The sequence below is a fragment of the Pantoea sp. FN0305 genome (assembly GCF_050113845.1).
Lineage (GTDB): Bacteria > Pseudomonadota > Gammaproteobacteria > Enterobacterales > Enterobacteriaceae > Mixta > Mixta alhagi.
Genome location: NZ_JBNJSN010000006.1, coordinates 244,651 through 262,760 on the forward strand (window position 1 = coordinate 244,651; position 18,110 = coordinate 262,760).

Genomic DNA, 18,110 nt, shown 5'->3' on the forward strand with positions numbered 1-18,110 from the left:
CCCGCCTGCCGCTTTTAATGATCTTTCTCTACCAGCAGCGCTTCCAGCAGATCGAGATCGCGCAACAGTTGTTGCATGGTTTCATTGCTGATCTGCTGCGTGGCGCGCAGATGATAAAGTTCGGCACGTTCGGCGCGCAGCGCAGTAAGTCGGAAGCGGCGTTCCAGCTCTTCGGCGATATGGGCATTATCCAGATCGCCCTGCCCGTCAGCACGACGACGCAGATTACCGATCACGCGCGAGCTCACCTCTTTAAGCAGCTCGTTATCCACATTCTCTTCCGTGTCATGCGCCAGCCGCTCTTCCATCTTATACAGGCTGTCAATCGCCACGCCCGCCATGATCGCCCGCGCCTGCTGTAGCTCACGGCGATGTACGGACTTGTCGATGCCATCAATCCCGCGCAGCAGTAATGGCAGAACAATCACGCCCACGAACAGCGAGAACAGAATAACGCCGGTTGCGAGGAATACCAGTTCATAACGCCCCGGAAACGCCTCGCCGTTAGGCAGAAACAGCGGAATCGACAGCACGCCAGCCAGCGTAATCGCACCGCGAACACCCGCTACGGAGGCGATCAGCAATTCACGCGAACTGTAATTGCTGAACTCCATGGGTTTTTTGCTCAGGAAACGCTTGCTGATGCGCTGCATGACCCACAGCCAGCCGTAACGCACCAGCATCAAGGCGGCGTAAACCAGCAGGATGTCGGTAAACAGCATCCACAGCTCAACGTTAGGATCAGCATTGGCTTCGGTAATGGAGGTTTCCAGAATGCCCGGCAACTGCAGGCCCAGCATCAAAAACACCATGCCGTTAAACACAAATTCCAGCATCTGCCAGACACTGTTGGCGCGCAGACGCATCGCCAGCGGCGCACGACGCATAATACCGGAACGGGTGATCATCATACCGGCCGCCACGGCCGCCAGAATACCCGATACGCCCAGATGCTCCGCAATCAGATAAGAGGCAAACGGCAGCAGCAGCAGCAGTACGGTTTGTGTTGCGGGATCGTCACCGCTCAGGCGGCTGAACAGACGCAGCGATTTACCAAATATCCAGCAGACCGCAGCGCCCGCCAGCAGACCGCCGATCGCGACTTTAAAAAATTCCACCGTCGCGCCGGAGACGGTAAAGACCATGGTTCCCATCGCCACCGCGACGGCAAATTTCAGTGATACCAGGCCGGAAGCGTCATTCATTAGCGCTTCACCCTGTAGTATCGACATAATCTTCTTGGGAATACGGCCTTCGCCAACAATACCGGAAAGGGCCACGGCATCGGTCGGCGACAGCACCGCTGCCAGCGCAAAGGCGGGCACTAACGGAATGCCTGGCACCATCCAGTAGATCAGATAGCCAATACCCACAACCGTAATCAGTACCAGCATTAAGGCCAGTCCCATGATTTCCCGACCATGATGCAGGAACTCATTGACCGGCGTTTTCCAGCCGTCGGCAAACAGCAGCGGCGGAATAAACAGTACCAGGAACAGTTCCGGATCGAAATCCACATGCAGGCCAAAGGTTGGCCATGCCAATAGCGCACCGGCGGCGATTTGCACCAGCGGCAGAGGGATCTGGAACGGGATAATACGGGCGGCAACGCCGGACAGTGACACCACCAGCGTCATAATGAGAATAGTAAAAAAGATTTCCATGCTTTCCTTATAGCCTCTTCCAACAGGCATATGTGAATCGATTACCCTGGGGTTACCCCGTAGCAGTGTAAAACAAAACGATCGAGCTGTTAAAAACATGGCGTGCGATCGTTTACGCTTCAGGATATTTCTTTGTAGATGAAAGAAATCAGAGGAAAGTGACGGAAAGATAAAGGAAAGCGCGGCACTGCGGCCGCGCCTGGACGATCAAAGCGCCCAACCTCCGGCATAGAAGATCACCAGAGCGATAGCGATAATCACGGTGCCAATATTCAGCCGACGCCATTCGCCAGCAAATATACGACCAATCACCAACGCGCCGAAGCCCAGCATAATGCCGGTAACAATGTTACAGGTCAGCACGATAAACACTGCCGTCAGCAGGCCGGACATCGCATCGACAAAATCATTAAAGTCGATTTTCGCAACGTTGCTCAACATCAACAGCCCGACATACATCAGCGCGGGAGCGGTGGCGTAGGCCGGAACCAGATAGGCCAGCGGCGACATAAACAGGATCAACAAAAACAGCAGACCGACTACAATCGCCGTCAGGCCGGTTTTACCGCCCGCTGCGGTTCCGGCTGCCGATTCGATATAGACCGCCGCCGGTGATGCCCCGACCAGGCCGGCAAAAATACTGCTAACCGAATCGGTGGTAAGCGCTTTGCCGCCGCTGATGATCTGCCCGTCTTTATCCAGCAGGTTAGCCTGTCCGGCCACGGCGCGGATCGTGCCGGTGGCATCAAATACCGCCGTCATCACCAGCGCCAGTACGCTTGGCAGTACCGCCGCCTGCAACGCGCCGCCAATATCCAGGCTGAACAGCAGCGACTGACCATTTGCGTCGCGCAGGCTGGGCATGGCAAACAACCCTTTAAAGCTGACCGCCGGATCCACCGCCAGACCAATCAAAGAGATAGCAATGATTGTCAGCAGGATGCCGCCCGGCACACGGCGTTTTTCCAGACCGAAAATCACCGCCAGACCCAGCAGGCTCATCATAACCGGGAAAGAGGTAAAATCCCCCAGCGCCACCGGCAGACCGGGAGCAGGATTTTTTACCACCAGGCCAACGCCGTCTGCAGCGATTAACAGTAAAAACAGGCCAATACCAACGCCGGTACCATGCGCCACGCCCATCGGCAGGTTACGCAAAATCCAGGCGCGAATGCCGGTGGCGGAGATCAGGGTAAACAGTACGCCCATCAGGAAAACAGCGCCCAGCGCCACCGGAATGGTGATTTGCTGCCCCAGTACCAGGCTAAACGCGGTAAACGCGGTCAGTGAGATGGCGCAGCCGATTGCCATCGGCAGGTTTGCCCACAGCCCCATAATAATGGAACCAAAACTGGCCACCAGACAGGTGGAAACGAACACCGCAGCGGGCGGAAAGCCCGCCTTACCCAGCATTCCCGGTACTACGATCACCGAATAGACCATCGCCAGGAAGGTGGTTAAACCCGCCAGGATCTCCTGACGCACGCTGCTGCCGCGCGCAGAAATTTGGAACCAGCTATCAAGCGAGCGACGCGCGGGTTGTGTTGGAGTCGACATGAAAAACCTCATTATTTTTGGATGACAGCCTGCGCGGCGACAGAACGCACCGTTTTTATATCCCTGGATAGATGCTGGCGTGAAATGAACAGAAGACGCCAGTAAAAAAAGCAAACGATTACTTCGCCGCGCGAATTAGGCCGCAATAGTGGCCTGTAAAAAGGCAAACGATTATCCTGCCTTTACGGGCATATTTTCAACTGCTGTTTACGCCTGAACCAGGATAATTCGCAAGGAAGAGCCGTTACGTCCTCTTTATCTGGCTACTCCGCCGCCAGATCGAGTTCGCCGCCCTGCTGAATGGCGCGCTGCCAGGCGGGACGACGCATAATGTTAGCAAGCCAGTCCTGCGTTGCCGGCATATTATTCAACCCGCCGCGCGCCGCCAGCCCCTGAACAGGAAAGCTCATTTGAAAATCCGCCAGCGTAAGCCGTTCGCCAGCGAACCAGCTATGGGTAGTCAGATGTCGCTCGATAAACTCACGATGCGTGGCCAGCTGCTTATCAATAAAGCCTTTGCGCACGCCGTTACCGAAGGCTGCGCCGATGGGACGCAACAGCCAGGGCACCGGCGGCTTGCCCATTCTGCTGAAGATCAGGCGCATAACCACCAGCGGCATCAGCGACCCTTCCGCATAGTGCAGCCAGTAACGACTCTGCAACGCTTCCTCTTCATTCTGCGGCGTCAACCGCTGTTGGGCATCGTAGCGGTCCGCCAGATATTCCAGAATCGCGCCCGATTCAGCCACTACGCGATTGCCGTCGCTGATAACCGGCGCTTTCCCCAACGGATGCACCTGTTTCAGCGCCTCCGGCGCCAGCATATTTGCCTGACGCGGATAGCGCCGGATTTCATAGGGCAGCTCCAGCTCTTCCAGTAGCCAGAGGATGCGCTGAGAACGGGAGTTGTTGAGATGATGGACAACGATCATGACCGATTCCTGTGGTTAAGCGCCAGCCTCCAGTATAGCGGCTACTCCTCTTCGCGCTGTGGATCGAGCAGGATCGCGCCGGTGCCCTTCTCCGCCAGCCGGTCGCCGGGGTTGCGCAACGGACAGTCGCGCATCGATAAACAGCCGCAGCCGATGCAGCCGTCAAGATCGTCACGCAGGTGCGTGAGGGTCTCGATCCGTTTCGTTAGCTCGGCGCGCCACTGCTCTGTGAGTTCTTCCCAGGCTTTAGGCGAAATACGCTTTTCGACCGGCATATGCGCCAGACTTTCGCTAACCGTCGCCAGGGGAATGCCGATGCGCTGGGCAATTTTAATGATTGCCACGCGGCGCAGCACATCACGGCTGTAGCGCCGTTGATTTCCACCATTGCGCGTGCTGGCGATCAGCCCTTTCGCCTCATAAAAATGCAGCGCGGAAACCGCTACCCCACTACGTTTCGCCACTTCGCCTGGCGTCAGTACCGGTTTGGGAGAACTGTTTTTTTTCATTTTGCGCTTTACCTCAAGTTAACTTGAGGAATTATACTCCCACCCCATTAACCCGCAACGCTTAAAATCTCATCAGAAGGACGTAGTCATGATGCATAACGACATTATTCATTCTCTGACTGACTGGATTGATCAGAACTTAGATAAAAACTTGTCCATCGATGAAGTCGCCGCCAAAGCAGGCTACTCAAAATGGCACTTGCAACGTATGTTCCGTACCGTAACGAAACAGACGTTGGGCAGCTATATTCGCGAGCGTCGGCTGACGCTGGCGGCGGAAGCTCTTACTCTGACCCAGCGTCCGGTATTTGATATTGCGATGCAGTATGGTTTTGACTCGCAGCAAACTTTTTCGCGCGTATTCCGCCGTCAGTTTTCACAAACGCCCACGGCCTATCGCCACAGCATGCGTCGTCAAAGCGCGCTGCGTCAGCGTTCCGTTAATTATAATCGTAACGATGTTATTGGCAGTTACGCCCAGCGTACCACCGGCATCTGCTGCCCGGTCAGCGGTTAAAAGCGTAAGCCAGGCCCGGCGCGTTTGCCGGGCCGCTTTCAGGCTATTTCAGCCTGTGGATGGCTTTGTAGCAGCGGCGATAAGTACCATCCGCCGCCCAGCGATTTGATGTGATACATAGCAGCATCTGCCTGAGCCAGTAACCCTTCTGTGGATCGCGCATTTTTTCCCATCGCTGCGCCAATGCTCACCGACCAGATAATTGGCTCGCCGTCCGGCAAAAGCAGCGGACTTTCCATGCTGATCATCAGATGCTCGACTACCGTGGCTATCTCCTCCGGCTCAGTGATATTACGCAGCAGAACCGCAAATTCATCGCCGCCGAGGCGCGCCACGATATCTGTTTTTCTTACCTGCGCGCGCAGCCGCTGTGCGGTGGCGGTAATAATGGCATCGCCTGCCGCATGTCCCCATGTATCATTGATCTGCTTAAAGCGATCGCCATCAATAAACAGCACTGCCAGCCTTTGTCGCTGCGCGTTATCAGCAAAAGCCTGAGTCAGCGCCTGTTCAAATGCGATACGGTTCATTAAGCCGGTCAGGCTGTCATGACTGGCCTGATGCGTCAGATAGTCATGTTCACGCTTCATATGGCTTTGCCATTCGTCCAGCTCCGCCAGCAGGCAATTAAAATCATGGCTGAGCGCCTGTAGCTCAGCGATTTCAGCAGCAGGAACCCGGCGACCAAAAGCGCGACGCTGCCGTACATCCTGGGTTACCAGGGTAATACTTTGCAGCGCCTGTATAATCCCGGCATGCATCCGCCGCGACAGCAGTGAAGCCAGCGTTGCCGTGGTCAGCAGGCTGGCAGCCAGCCAGGCAAGCGTTTTATAGATATATTGGATAACCTGACTGGCGTTACCGATAAGCCAGATCTTTCCAATCTCTTCCCCACCATGCATCACCGGTATACTCATCGGCTGCGGAAAAAACCAGCGCGCAATCAGGCGTTCCAGGCCGTTTTTGCTCTGATGCGAGGCCTCATGCCAGCTGGCTAATAACCGCCCCTGTCCGTCATACACCCGTCCGTCGGCCAGACAGCCACGCCCGCCAATTTCCGCCAGCGCTTCGCGGATAATCTGTCCGTCGCCTTTTATTACTGCCGACTGCACCGTATAGCTCAGCGTTGAGGCCAATAGCTCCAGGTTATTTTCTGCATAGTTACGTAACGCAATCAGGGAAAGCGTGGACAAAGAGATGCAGGAAATCGTCATGGAAACAACGATAATGATCAGATGAATACGCTGCAGCGATTTGCGCAGTGTGGGACGCGCGATCGCCGGAGCGGTTTCAGAAAAGTGAGGGTGAGATTTAATCACATCGTCCTCCGTAACAGAGGCCGGGAAACGATGTGCTGGGCTGTGGGCGATGCCTGAGACCGATGTCAGCAGCAGAAAGCAACCTGGTCATAAATAGGTCCTGAATAATAGGGGCAGACGCAGCGCTAGCGGCGTGCATAAAAAGGGCGAAGCGGTTGCGCCCGCAACTTCGAAAAAGACTGACTGAATGCCATGCCCGGTACAATAAGACGGACGGTCAGATTCATCTCAAAGCAGGTGATCGCTCTGTAATTCGCCGATAAAACAATTAGTTATATTCTTTTTGCTCGTCGATAATGTGTCTGATTAGGACTCATCCTGGAGCGCCGCTTTGTGCTGGTCTGCGATTAATTTTTAAACGGCTAACAGCCGTTTTTGCCGGTGTAAATTTTGTTCAAATTTTAAAATCTAGTGTTATAATGTGACCCAAATCACACTTTAGTACTCTACGTTTATGACCGATAAAGACTTCCTGACATCTTTATCGCTGTCTTTTCCTTCCAGGCGTCAGGGTTGATAAGACACAGGGGTTGCATATTATGGCTACGCTTACCGCCAGCCTTGTTGTAATGCGTTGGGAATTGCTGAGCGCCGTACTAATGTTTTTCGCCAGCACTTTTAAAACAAAATGTCGTCAGACAAGCCATCCGGTAATGGCCTTTGTTTTTAGCGGCATTGGCGTGGGCCTGACCTGCTGGTTTGTTGCTGGTCTATTGGGGATGACGTTCAGTATGGAAAATTTCAATAATTTCCTGAACATCACCAAAGAGGCATTTATTAATATCATGAGCCAGACGCCACCTGCATGGCCGATGCCCTGATTAATTGCCTGATAAAAAAAGCGAGCTTGCTGGCTCGCTTTTTTTATTATTCACCCAGCCGAATACCACTATACTTTTTTTAGTATCGCCGGCAGCGTTACGTCGGTCACATCCGGCGAAGCGCCTGGCGTTGGCTGCGTGATATGATCCTGCAACCACATTTCACCCATCATCCGATTCAGTCCACGGTCGAGGCCGGTAACCAATCCTGCGCCTGGCGTAAAGGTTAATTCGCCAAACCACACCTGCTCTTCATGGATATACCAGTCCACACGAACATAATCGAAATCTTTCGCCAGGGTTTTACTTAACGCTAATGCGTGCTCCAGCTTCGGCATCACTCCATTAAGGTCAAGACCCGTATCGCGAATTTTGTACCAGGCTTCTTTTAGGTTGTTAACGTAAAAGTTCATCGACAACGCCGGATTGCTGCGGTTGTAGATCACCTGCAGCACATATTCAAAATTACCGTCCTTTTTATTGAACATGTGGAACTTATAATCGATCGGCGCACTTTTCCCATCGCCGATATACTGCTCAACCAGAATGCGCGGCTTAATATAACGGTAATGAATTTCGCGCGCTTCTTCAGAAAAGTCTTTACGCAGCCATTCCTGGCAACGATTAATGATCAGCTGCTTTTGCAGGCTATCAGGCTCTTCTAACAAAATTTCTACCATGTTAGAACCATGGTTAGGCTTAACCACCGTGTTCTTCAGGCCAGGCAAGCTCAGCAGCGTCGTCGGATCGCTGGTTTCATGCACCAGTGGGATCAAATACTCTTCGCCAATCGCTTCAGCAATATAATCGCGTACCGTGAACTTATCGGAGAGTTTGCCGTAACGGGCATAGTCGCCGTTGACAAACTTACGATACAGAACCTTCTCATTAAACAGCTTGGGTTCACGGATGTTGGGTAGTCTTTTAAATTTACGAAAATAGTGAATGCGGTCCTGATATGCCCACGGCATTTTCTTAACAAAATAAAGAACGCTTCTTCTTAATTCATCTTTAAACTTAGACATTTTAACCTCATTTGTAAGTTTTGTAGTTGAGTGAGGAAACGTGGATCTTGCGAATGACGCCATGCTTAAAGAAGTAATTCATTACGGTCAGGGACAGAATTTCTGTGATTAAAACGCTCCAGGCTGCGCCAACCAAACCAAAACAGGTAATTAATAACCATGCCAGCGGTATGCTGATTAACATCAGACAGAGAATTTTCTTCAACAGATAATTAAAACCTCCTTCTTTGACCATATAACGATATGCGACCGTCCCCATTGACGAAAAGCAAGTTGCTAATGACAACAACGTAACGATACTTCCTGATTGTGTGTAATCTTCCCCATACAGGGTAATAATGATCTTCTCACCGTAAAGGGATACGATAAGCAGCATCAATAGTGAAATAACCATGACATAGCCATTCAACCGTGCAGTCAGCTTTAACGCCTTCTCTGACTGCTCTCTGAATATTTCAGTAAAGCTTGAGGTAATAATTGCCGCAGGAATAAATATCCATGATGCAGAAATGATATTCGCTGCGTTAAATAACCCAACATCCCTTGCAGTCCCTACGCTGACCAGGAAGAATTGCGCCATTTTTATCTGAATTGAAATAAATATGCTCGAAATCGCTAAAGGCAGTCCGGCATATATTAAGTAACGCAGATAACTGCCGCTTTTACCTGGCGGCGGTTCTTCATCACTGTAACGCTGATAAAAGCTATACCGTTTAATCATGTATGGTACCAGCGTGACGGCGACAATAGACAAGGTCAACCACAGCGGGCTCAACTTTAGCCAGGCAACGCTAAAGCTAATAGCAAAGCCCAGCAACATGCCCACGGTGTTGGCAATCGTATTAAAGCGCGACGCCAGCTGGGCATTGTTAAAAACGCTAAAGGTGTCCTGCGTAACAAACAGCGCCGCTACAAACGAAGCCAACGCAAAGGCGAGATAGTTCTCGCGCATGTGGTAGTACATCCAAACCAAAAGCGGCAAGGAAAGCAGCAACAGTAAAGCCAAACGCAGCTTTTTGGCGATGGTCATCAGACGCATCCCTTTCTGTGCGCTTTTACTGATGCGCTTGAACAGAAGGGTTTCAGTACCAAAAATTGCAATAGTTTGCACCACTGAGAACAGCGATGTTGAAAAAGACATCTGACCAAATACCGTGGGTCCAAAAGATTTTGCTACATAAGACGTGACAAAAATTACGCCAAATATGGAAACAAATTTTTCAGATATCATCCAGGCGGCGTTGGACATCACACTGTATTTCATCGACGCATCCTTTGTATTTCTCACTTCTCACATATGAAAAAGACGTCCGTGTTTTAAACGTACAATTACGCACAGTGAACTCTGGCGGCACAAGATTAAAAACCACATTCCACTACCGGTTATCTAAATAACGGTTACTTGCCTTTTCATGAGATTTTTCTCATAGGCTATCTGGTAAAAAATGGTCTTTTCAATTTTGTGTAAACGATTTCATAAAAATTATTTTTTGAAAGCTACCCTGGCACAAATTTACCGTTACGCAAGTTTCCGGTGGAGTGCCAGCATTGTCAAAATCGTTCACCTGACGGGAAGTGAATTTATAACAAAACTGGGTGCTGAGAAAGGTATGGGTTTAAGCCAAAGATAAAATAAGAGAAATCCCATGATGATATTTCTACAGGATAACTTAACTTATTGCTTGCCATTCAAATCGCGCACTTTAAAACGCTGCTTTAATATTCCAGGGGATTAGATCCATTTATTATTGCAGCTTTTCTCATCCATTAATTGATTAGAAAGGTAACAGCATTTATGAGAAAGTCACGATACACCGAAGAGCAAATCACCAACGCGATTAAAGCTTCTGAGTGTGGCGTTAAGGTCAAAGATATCTGTGAAGATTTGGGGATTTCTGAAGCGACCTTTTATAGCTGGAAGAAGAAGTACGCTGGGTTATCTTCCGAGGAAGGTAGAAAAATCAAAGAGTTAGAGGAGAGACTGCAGGCACTAAACCGGGAACTGCAAATTCTGAGTTCTGATAAAGCGATGCTGCAAAGCGTGGTCAAAAACTTCTTTACGACTAATGATAAGCGGCAAGCAGTTAATTATTTACAGGATACTTTCGAGATAGGTACACGCCGTAGCTGCCGCCTGCTTGATATTAGCCGTAGCGTTTATCACTATCCTTCCGGGCAGTGTGATAATCACTGATTAAATAATAATGCCTACGCTCAGGATAAATCTGATAAGCAAAGATGTGTGAAATTAATTAAAATTTTAAGAACAAGCCATTCGTACCATTTTTTCCTGAACTATTTCAGTTTGGGCACGATTGTTTTTTAGGCTTTCTTTTATCACACTCACATTAAAACCCTTTATTTCAGGTATTTCCCGGCTTACCTTTCTTTACTTATGCAGGAAAGGCGGCCGGGAAGCACTTCAGCCCTTTTAATAGTCTTCTCTGTAACGGTCCATTTCGCTTCAATCTGCCTTATACTTTCCAGATAAATCTGTATCGGTTTGTCCATGCCTTTTATGGCAAATCGGGGTCTGATTTATCTGCTTGCCGTACCCTACTCACAATAGGATCGCCGTAAAGTCATTAAGCACAGTTAATGATTATCACGTTGCAATGCGTTCAAAAGATGGTCTTAACCGTTTTCACTTTCAGGTTTCTAATGATTTTTGTAAGAGGATCTTTGTTTACCGCTCTGCTTGTTGAGGGCAACTCAAGCAATGTTTGGATCGCGATTTTTACCATAATGTGATGTGCAACACATTAGCGATACAGTAGTAAACTTTGACATTTATGCGTCTGGGTTGAAACGTTTTAGCGAAAAATCCGATAGCGCAGGAGGGGGCACTTATGGCAAGACAATCAGATAGTTAGTTGAGAAATGACCCAGGTTACCGCCGTTATCAGGTTAAGTATTATCTTAATATCAGGGCCAATTTTTATCTACTGCAATATTAGCTCCCTTTCAGCAAAAATTTTATTTCCCGGACGGGCTTTTTTTACGTAAACGTTGCCACTTAACGCAAATCAAAACAAAAACGGTGAAAAGCCGTTGAGGGTTTTCTTAAAAGCGCCTGGTCAGCTATTTAAACCGGACGCTTTTTCTAAGTAAATTATGGGGAAATATCCAACGGTGCGACTATTGGCTCAGGTTTAATGCGAATAGCAATCAATACGCCAATAATTAAACAGGCAATTCCCATTAGCGTGAGCAGCGGTGGCCAGCTCTGGCGCAGCATGAAAGTATAGGCCAGCCCCGCCAGCGTTTCGAAAACGATAAGCGGCCCTACCAGCACCGTCGGCAAACGCTGACAGGCTTCATTCCAGCACAGCGCCCCAATCCATGAGCAAAACAGCCCAATCGCCAGCATCAGAGGAATAAAGACCTCTGGCCGGGGGCCGAAAGGCAGAGCAAAACCTGGCATAGTCCAGTTCATCATCAGGGCTACCAGCAGCCAGGCCAGTAGTGCCAGCGGCAGCGTTGCCACGCCCTGTGCCGTAGCCCAGGTCCCCGGTTTTTTATCGGGGTTAGCGCGTAGCCAACGGGCGTTGCGCAGCGGATACCAGGTCCAACAGATCACCGCCATAACCGCCAGGGCAATACCGCTCAGATAACTGGCCCATTCAATGTGTTGCGCCGCGCCGCGTAACTCAGCCACATTCACGCAGACTAAACCGACAACGATCAGTAGCAGTGCAGGCATTAGCTTACCCCAGGCTAAGCGCCCCTCCTGACCACCATATAACAGGTTTGAAGTGATGGTTATTACTACCGGCAGTGTTCCGATCAGCATGGTTGATACGGGTGCGCCGGTACGCTGAATAGCGGCGGCGAGACAGCTGTAATAAAGAAGATTGCCTATCAGCGTCAGACGGAAAGCTTCTGCCCAGTCGCCGCGTGATAACCGTTTCAAACGGTGCCGGTCGTGCCAGGCTAACGCCAGAGCGATCATTCCAAAGGCCAGATAGCGGCCGGCGGAAAGCATTGTGGCGGGATATTCCGGCACCAGTAGCGGGCTAACAAAAATCAGGCCCCATAGCAGGCCAGCGGCCAGCGCAAAAAGTACTCCTGCAAGCATAGCGGTCTCATTAACAATTATATGAGCGGCCATTGTGACGCAGGTTGAGCGGAAAATATTGTAGGAGATTGCGATCGGCGCAGGAGAGGATCACTGGCGCTGGTCGACGGCTTTTAACGGCCAGCTATCTGCTTCTGGTAGCGAACGGGGGTTATGCCATAGCGATGAGCAAACGCGCGTGTCAGATGCGCCTGATCGGTTAACCCCACGCCAAGAGCAACATCGGCGGCGCTGTAACCCTGCGCCAACAGGCGCTTGGCCTCAAACAGACGAAAGGCCATCAGCATCTGGTGCGGCGTAACATGAAAGTGATATTTAAACTGACGCAAAAAATGATAAGGACTGAGCGAAACCAGTTCAGCCAGTTCCGCCAGGGTGACCGACTGGGCATAGCTGGCACGCAAATAGTCGCGCACCTTATCAAAACGGTGCATTTTCTCCTGCGGTGCTTTATCCGCAATACGGGCGTAAGGCCGGAACAGATCCACAATCTGTAGCATCTGACCGTGAGCGGTCAGTGCATCAGGCGCCCGCCACAATGCGGCTATCGCCTGCGAAAGCTGGCAAGCAATCAAAGGCTCCTCTTTTACTACCTCGGTAAACCACCAGCCGCGCTCGCCCGTCAGCGTCTCCAGCGTTTCAGGATCGATATAGATCATACGGTAACGCCAGCCCTCTTCTCCCAGCGATTCGCCGGTATGGAGTTCGTCCGGATTCATCATTACCAGCGATTGCGCCGCCGCAATATGGCTGGCGCCGCGATAACGAAAGCGCTCCGCGCCGAAATCAATCGCGCCGATCCCAAACGCTTCATGGGTATGAGGCTCAAAGGCATAGCGTGATATATGCGCCTGATAAAGTTCAACGCCGGGCAGCTCGCTAAGCTGAAGAAACTGGGCGCGATCCTTTTCACTGGGAAACTGTTGCGGCACACCCTGCACACTAAACTCCTGAGAGAAAAAAGAGAGAAAGCAGAGCATGGCAGTTGCGTGTGAATAACGCAAAAGATGGCTATGCTCTGCCAGCAATTTCTGTGAAACAGGTTGGAAAAGGGCGACGCGACGTTATCGCCCTTGTTGGCCTGATTAATGCGCGGGTAGCTGGAACGCCGAAACGGTATTTTTCAGGTAGTTAACCTGTTCTTCCAGTGAAGAAGCCGCAGAAGCAGATTCCTGCACTAGCGCGGCGTTTTGCTGCGTCACGCCATCCATCTCTGTTACCGCCTGTTCAATCTGCATAATGCCACGGCTCTGCTCGTCGGACGCGGTAGAAACCTCCTGCATCAGTGCGTTAACGCGCGTAACGGAATCGATGATATTCGCGATCGCTTCGCCGGTTTTGGTAACCTGCTGCGATCCCTGGCTGATACTGGTAACGGAATCTTTAATCAACTCTTCGATTTCGCGCGCGGCGGCGGCGCTACGGCTTGCCAGATTGCGCACTTCACCGGCCACTACCGCGAAGCCCCGTCCCTGCTCCCCGGCTCGCGCCGCTTCTACCGCAGCGTTCAATGCCAAAATGTTGGTTTGGAAGGCGATGCTGTTAATCACGGTGGTGATCTCTTCGATTTTCCGTGAGCTCTGTGTGATGCCGCTCATGGTAGTGATCACCGCTTTCGAGACTTCGTTACCGCTTTGAGCCGCTTTTACCGCTTCCTGCGTCAGGCGCGTTGCCTGATAAACGTTATCGGTATTCTGTTTTACCGTTGCACTCAGCTCTTCCATGCTGGCTGCGGTTTGTGTCAGCGCTGACGCCTGTTGCTCAGTACGCGAAGAGAGATCGATATTACCAACGGCAATTTCCTGCGACGCGTTGGCTACGGAGTGACAAGAGTCACGTACCTGGCTAATGATCTGAATCAATGCCAGACGCATCTGCTCAATAGAGCGCATCACTTCAGAAATTTCAGTGCGTGAGGTCGCGCTAACCGGCACGGTATGCTGTAACTGCCCCTCGGCAATTTTGCTGCACTGCTCTTTCGCTGCCAGCAGTGAATCAAGCAGGTATTTTTTCAACAGGAAATAGATCAGGCCAATAATGAAAACAAACACCACGGCAAACAGCACCAGCATGATCACCGAGAAGTTAAAGTTCTGCTGAGCGGTAGCGTTGAGCTGTTTCGCGTAGGCTTCGTGCAACGCCAGCACCTGATCCAGCGCAATTTCATACTGGCGGTCCAGTTTAGCCACCTGGGTGAGCTGACTGGTGAATCCGGCCTGGTCGCCGCTATGCGCTGCGGCGATCAGCGGTTCGATTCCCTGTTGCTTATAGGCCAGCCAGGCACGCTGATACTCAGCCAGCAGCACATCTTCATCTTTCAGACGCGGCGCTTTTACATAGGCGGCAAAGGCATCATCCATTTTTTGCACCAGCGTTTCCACACCCGCCATTCTGGCGTTGGCACTCTCAATATCGCCTTTCTCCAGCTGCTTCATATACTCCATCAGATGCACACGGAGGTTACGGCTGTGGTTGATAGGATCGATGATGGACAACACCACGCGGATTTCCTTGTTCACACTGTCGAGCGAGTTATTGCTGCGCACAAACAGGAAAGCGTTAGTCACGGAACTGAACAGAAAAATTGCCAGTAAGGCGATCAGAATAATAAGTGAAGAGCGTTTGATGGTCATTAAAGGGATCTCTGAATAAAACCGGTGCCCTCTTTATCGGCCATAGTCAGAAATTTCTTATATGTTCATGCGCGCAAAGCACTGTTTTTCACTTTTTATTGAGCTTTTCATTGATCCTTCGCACGAAAACCTTAAACGTAACTTATACGGCGTGCCGGGCGCTATCCGCCGCGCGCCTGTTCCCGCAGGCATCATTCGCAACAGCTCTGCCCGGTGATGCGCAGGCAGCCAGAATTACCCGTATGCAGGCCGTGCTGGCTGGCGCTCCGCAATTCTTTTCCTTTAAAGCTCGTTTACGCAGGGCTATCACCCGCATTGAAAAATGTGCCATGATTAGCTAAATCGGTTTAGCATGATTAGCTAAGAGGAAGCGATGACAAAACGTATCTGGGTATTGGGTGACGCCGTAGTGGATCTGCTGCCGGAAGGCGAGCAGCGTTTGATAGTCTGTCCTGGCGGCGCGCCGGCAAATGTGGCGGTCGGCATCGCCCGACTGGGCGGAAACAGCGCCTTTATTGGCTGCACAGGAGAGGATCCCTTTGGCCAGCTACTGCGGAAAACGCTTCAGCAGGAAAATGTGGATACGGGTTATATGCGTGCGCTGCCGGACCAACGCACCTCAACGGTGCTGGTCGGCCTGGACGAAGAAGGCGAACGCACTTTTACCTTTATGGTACGCCCGAGCGCCGATCTGTTTTTGACCCCGGCGGATCTCCCTGTGTTTCAGAAAGGCGAAGGTCTGCATCTTTGTTCGATTGCCCTCAGCGCCGAGCCATCACGCAGCGCAGCTTTCAGTGCCATCGATGGTATCCAGCAGGCTGGCGGCTGGGTGAGTTTCGATCCTAACCTACGGGAAGACCTCTGGTCAGATCCACAGGAAATGCGCGACGTTGTCGCTCAGGCGCTGCTGAAAGCAGATGTGATAAAGCTTTCGCTGGAAGAGCTTTATTTTCTCACCGACAGCAACGAGCTGCATGACGGCATTGCCCGCTTCAGCGCGCATTATCGTCCCGCTCTGCTGTTGGTTACCCAGGGCAAGGCAGGCGTGACGCTCTGGCAGAACGGCGAACTGAGCCACTATTCAGCCCCGCAGGTTAAAGTAGTTGATACCACCGGTGCAGGCGATGCGTTTGTTGCCGGTCTGCTGGCCGCTCTGATCCGCGATCCCAATCCCCTTTCACCTGTTGAGCTTCAGCAGGCGATCGCCAGCGCCCAACGCTGTGGCGCACTGGCAACAACGGCACGCGGTGCAATGACCGCCCTGCCTTATCAGGATCCCCACTAAAAACAGAAAATTGCTGGCCCGGTCACAATTACTAAACCGGGTTAGCAAGTTTTATTGATCTACTGGATCCAATTTCAATATCCTCCTGTCGAACCGGTTTAGCAAAGTTGTTAATCCTCTGGAGAATAGCCTAATTGAACATCTTGACCCCTTTGGCTGGTGTTGCTGCTTTTACCCTGGTCACCACGCCGTTCGCCTTTGCCGATACCAGCGTAGATCAGCTTGCCGCCCGACTTGCTGCTATGGAGGCTCGCCTACAGGCGGCTGAGCAGCGCGCGGCCGACGCGGAAAAACGCGCCCGCCAGGCAGAAATGCGCGTTGCCGGAATTGAACAGCAGCGTGACAAGTCTCAGCCGGTAGCATTGACGAACACTGCGCCGCCAGCCGCAGCGAACCCTGTGCACGCCGCTTCTGCGTCTTCAGCTGCCGTACCATCGCCTTCTTCATCGCCAATGACCACTGCTGCCGTGCCAGACGCGCCGACGCAAACGCCAGAGATCGCCGAAGGGTTTGAATTTCACGGCTATGCACGATCCGGCCTGATCATGAATGATGCGGCTACCAGCACGCAGAGCGGTCCCTATCTGACGCCAGCAGGCGAAACCGGCGGTGCGATAGGGAGACTCGGCAATGAAAATAACACCTATGTCGAACTTAACCTGGAACATAAAACCCGCCTGGCTAACGGTGCTACAACCCGCTTTAAAGCGATGCTGGCAGATGGTCAGCAGAGCTACAACGACTGGACGGCAGATACCAGCAGCCTGAATCTGCGTCAGGCTTTCGTTGAGTTAGGCAGCCTGCCGACCTTTACCGGCGCGTTCCATAACAGCACGCTATGGGCAGGCAAGCGCTTCGATCGCGATAACTTTGATATTCACTGGCTGGACTCGGATGTGGTGTTTCTTGCCGGAACCGGCGGCGGAATTTATGACGTGCGCTGGAACGATCGGGTACGCAGCAACTTTTCTCTTTACGGCCGCAACTTTGGCGATATTGAAACGGTGGATAACACCATCCAAAACTATATCGTAACCGCCAATAACTTTGTCGGACCGTTCCAGTTTATGCTCAGCGGGCTGCGCGCCAAAGACAATGAAGAGCGCGTCAATAATGGCGTTCGCAATGACAATGCCGGTGATAGCGGTTTTCATGTCATGGCGGCGTTGCACAACGATAGCTTTTACGGGCTGCGCGCCGGTCAGGCTAAAAGCGCTCTGCTGTACGGCCACGGTCTGGGCGCGGAGGTAAAAGGCATTGGTTCGGATGGCAACCTGACGCAAAACGCCAACACCTGGCGTCTGGCCAGCTACGGTACCACCGCGATTAATAACACCTGGAGCTTTGCTCCGGCGCTGCTGGCGCAGCAAAGCCGCGATCGCTATGTGCGGGGCGATGACTATCGATGGCTGACGTTCAATGCCCGCTTTATCCAGGAAATTAACCAGAACTTCGCGCTGGCCTGGGAGGGCAGCTATCAATATATGGATCTTGATCCGCAGGGCTTTAAAAACCGTCAGAGCGTTAGCGGTAGCTTTTACAAGCTGACGCTGGCACCAACGTTCAAGGTCGGCGATATCGGCGACTTCTTTACCCGACCGGAAATTCGTTTTTTCGCCAGCTGGATGAACTGGGATAGCTCGCTGGATAACTATGCCAGCGACGACGCCTTTGGCAGCAGCGGCTTCTCTTCCGGCGGCGAGTGGAATATTGGCGTGCAGATGGAAACCTGGTTCTGACACCAGACAAAAATAACCTGACAGGGGGCAG

15 protein-coding genes are annotated in these 18,110 nt (G+C 51.8%); 5 read left to right on the forward strand and 10 right to left on the reverse strand.

Features of this window, described 5'->3' with window-relative positions; genetic code table 11:
• Nucleotides 1-14: 14 nt before the first annotated feature.
• The 4 genes from ACQE3Y_RS13990 to soxR all read right to left on the reverse strand — a co-directional run bounded on the left by ACQE3Y_RS13990 (nt 15) and on the right by soxR (nt 4,662).
• Complete coding sequence (locus ACQE3Y_RS13990; protein WP_426973155.1) at nt 15-1,664, reverse strand: Na+/H+ antiporter; 1,650 nt, start codon at nt 1,662-1,664, stop codon at nt 15-17.
• Nucleotides 1,665-1,871: 207 nt separating this feature from the next.
• Nucleotides 1,872-3,221, reverse strand: coding sequence for an NCS2 family permease (locus ACQE3Y_RS13995; protein WP_085069713.1), 1,350 nt, complete (start codon nt 3,219-3,221; stop codon nt 1,872-1,874).
• A 263-nt stretch (nt 3,222-3,484) separates the two neighbouring features.
• Nucleotides 3,485-4,153, reverse strand: a complete 669-nt coding sequence (locus tag ACQE3Y_RS14000) for a glutathione S-transferase (RefSeq protein WP_426981919.1) — start codon at nt 4,151-4,153, stop codon at nt 3,485-3,487.
• Nucleotides 4,154-4,194: 41 nt separating this feature from the next.
• Nucleotides 4,195-4,662, reverse strand: a complete 468-nt coding sequence (soxR, locus tag ACQE3Y_RS14005) for a redox-sensitive transcriptional activator SoxR (RefSeq protein ID WP_085069709.1) — start codon at nt 4,660-4,662, stop codon at nt 4,195-4,197.
• A gap of 88 nt (nt 4,663-4,750) precedes the next feature.
• Between soxR and soxS the strand changes: the two genes are divergently transcribed.
• Nucleotides 4,751-5,179 (forward strand): superoxide response transcriptional regulator SoxS, encoded by a 429-nt coding sequence (gene soxS / locus ACQE3Y_RS14010; RefSeq protein WP_250651039.1) that lies wholly within the window; start codon nt 4,751-4,753, stop codon nt 5,177-5,179.
• 38 nt (nt 5,180-5,217) lie between these two features.
• Here the strand turns inward: soxS and ACQE3Y_RS14015 are convergent, their stop codons facing one another.
• Nucleotides 5,218-6,498, reverse strand: coding sequence for a diguanylate cyclase domain-containing protein (locus ACQE3Y_RS14015; RefSeq protein WP_426981920.1), 1,281 nt, complete (start codon nt 6,496-6,498; stop codon nt 5,218-5,220).
• A 539-nt stretch (nt 6,499-7,037) separates the two neighbouring features.
• Between ACQE3Y_RS14015 and ACQE3Y_RS14020 the strand changes: the two genes are divergently transcribed.
• Entirely contained in the window at nt 7,038-7,319 is a 282-nt protein-coding gene (locus ACQE3Y_RS14020) for a YjcB family protein (protein ID WP_085069703.1), read from the forward strand.
• A gap of 68 nt (nt 7,320-7,387) precedes the next feature.
• Here the strand turns inward: ACQE3Y_RS14020 and ACQE3Y_RS14025 are convergent, their stop codons facing one another.
• Both ACQE3Y_RS14025 and ACQE3Y_RS14030 read right to left on the reverse strand, forming a co-directional pair.
• Nucleotides 7,388-8,344 (reverse strand): ATP-grasp fold amidoligase family protein, encoded by a 957-nt coding sequence (locus ACQE3Y_RS14025; protein WP_426973151.1) that lies wholly within the window; start codon nt 8,342-8,344, stop codon nt 7,388-7,390.
• A gap of 7 nt (nt 8,345-8,351) precedes the next feature.
• Complete coding sequence (locus ACQE3Y_RS14030) at nt 8,352-9,608, reverse strand: oligosaccharide flippase family protein (RefSeq protein WP_426973150.1); 1,257 nt, start codon at nt 9,606-9,608, stop codon at nt 8,352-8,354.
• A gap of 531 nt (nt 9,609-10,139) precedes the next feature.
• On the opposite strand from ACQE3Y_RS14030, the gene ACQE3Y_RS14035 reads away from it, so the two are divergent.
• Nucleotides 10,140-10,538: a transposase gene (locus ACQE3Y_RS14035; RefSeq protein ID WP_085069697.1), complete on the forward strand. Its 399-nt coding sequence runs from the start codon at nt 10,140-10,142 to the stop codon at nt 10,536-10,538.
• 918 nt (nt 10,539-11,456) lie between these two features.
• On the opposite strand, the gene ACQE3Y_RS14040 is transcribed toward ACQE3Y_RS14035, so the two are convergent.
• From ACQE3Y_RS14040 to ACQE3Y_RS14050, 3 genes are all read right to left on the reverse strand, one after another.
• Nucleotides 11,457-12,422, reverse strand: coding sequence for a DMT family transporter (locus ACQE3Y_RS14040; protein ID WP_426973148.1), 966 nt, complete (start codon nt 12,420-12,422; stop codon nt 11,457-11,459).
• 113 nt (nt 12,423-12,535) lie between these two features.
• Nucleotides 12,536-13,363, reverse strand: coding sequence for an AraC family ligand binding domain-containing protein (locus tag ACQE3Y_RS14045; protein WP_426981921.1), 828 nt, complete (start codon nt 13,361-13,363; stop codon nt 12,536-12,538).
• A 144-nt stretch (nt 13,364-13,507) separates the two neighbouring features.
• Nucleotides 13,508-15,055 (reverse strand): methyl-accepting chemotaxis protein, encoded by a 1,548-nt coding sequence (locus ACQE3Y_RS14050; RefSeq protein ID WP_426973146.1) that lies wholly within the window; start codon nt 15,053-15,055, stop codon nt 13,508-13,510.
• A 373-nt stretch (nt 15,056-15,428) separates the two neighbouring features.
• On the opposite strand from ACQE3Y_RS14050, the gene ACQE3Y_RS14055 reads away from it, so the two are divergent.
• Nucleotides 15,429-16,340 carry an aminoimidazole riboside kinase gene (locus ACQE3Y_RS14055; RefSeq protein WP_426981922.1) on the forward strand — a complete coding sequence of 304 codons (912 nt, stop codon included), beginning with the start codon at nt 15,429-15,431 and terminating at the stop codon, nt 16,338-16,340.
• 242 nt (nt 16,341-16,582) lie between these two features.
• Nucleotides 16,583-18,079 (forward strand): carbohydrate porin, encoded by a 1,497-nt coding sequence (locus ACQE3Y_RS14060; protein ID WP_426981943.1) that lies wholly within the window; start codon nt 16,583-16,585, stop codon nt 18,077-18,079.
• Nucleotides 18,080-18,110: the final 31 nt, after the last annotated feature.

What these genes read in the sequence shown, in the direction of transcription:
- ACQE3Y_RS13990 (WP_426973155.1), bottom strand. Translation starts at nt 1,664, where the DNA reads ATGGAAATCTTTTTTACTATTCTCATTATGACGCTGGTGGTGTCACTG.
- ACQE3Y_RS13995 (WP_085069713.1), bottom strand. Translation starts at nt 3,221, where the DNA reads ATGTCGACTCCAACACAACCCGCGCGTCGCTCGCTTGATAGCTGGTTC.
- ACQE3Y_RS14000 (WP_426981919.1), bottom strand. Translation starts at nt 4,153, where the DNA reads ATGATCGTTGTCCATCATCTCAACAACTCCCGTTCTCAGCGCATCCTC.
- soxR (WP_085069709.1), bottom strand. Translation starts at nt 4,662, where the DNA reads ATGAAAAAAAACAGTTCTCCCAAACCGGTACTGACGCCAGGCGAAGTG.
- soxS (WP_250651039.1), top strand. Translation starts at nt 4,751, where the DNA reads ATGATGCATAACGACATTATTCATTCTCTGACTGACTGGATTGATCAG.
- ACQE3Y_RS14020 (WP_085069703.1), top strand. Translation starts at nt 7,038, where the DNA reads ATGGCTACGCTTACCGCCAGCCTTGTTGTAATGCGTTGGGAATTGCTG.
- ACQE3Y_RS14025 (WP_426973151.1), bottom strand. Translation starts at nt 8,344, where the DNA reads ATGTCTAAGTTTAAAGATGAATTAAGAAGAAGCGTTCTTTATTTTGTT.
- ACQE3Y_RS14030 (WP_426973150.1), bottom strand. Translation starts at nt 9,608, where the DNA reads ATGAAATACAGTGTGATGTCCAACGCCGCCTGGATGATATCTGAAAAA.
- ACQE3Y_RS14035 (WP_085069697.1), top strand. Translation starts at nt 10,140, where the DNA reads ATGAGAAAGTCACGATACACCGAAGAGCAAATCACCAACGCGATTAAA.
- ACQE3Y_RS14040 (WP_426973148.1), bottom strand. Translation starts at nt 12,422, where the DNA reads ATGCTTGCAGGAGTACTTTTTGCGCTGGCCGCTGGCCTGCTATGGGGC.
- ACQE3Y_RS14050 (WP_426973146.1), bottom strand. Translation starts at nt 15,055, where the DNA reads ATGACCATCAAACGCTCTTCACTTATTATTCTGATCGCCTTACTGGCA.
- ACQE3Y_RS14055 (WP_426981922.1), top strand. Translation starts at nt 15,429, where the DNA reads ATGACAAAACGTATCTGGGTATTGGGTGACGCCGTAGTGGATCTGCTG.
- ACQE3Y_RS14060 (WP_426981943.1), top strand. Translation starts at nt 16,583, where the DNA reads ATGGAGGCTCGCCTACAGGCGGCTGAGCAGCGCGCGGCCGACGCGGAA.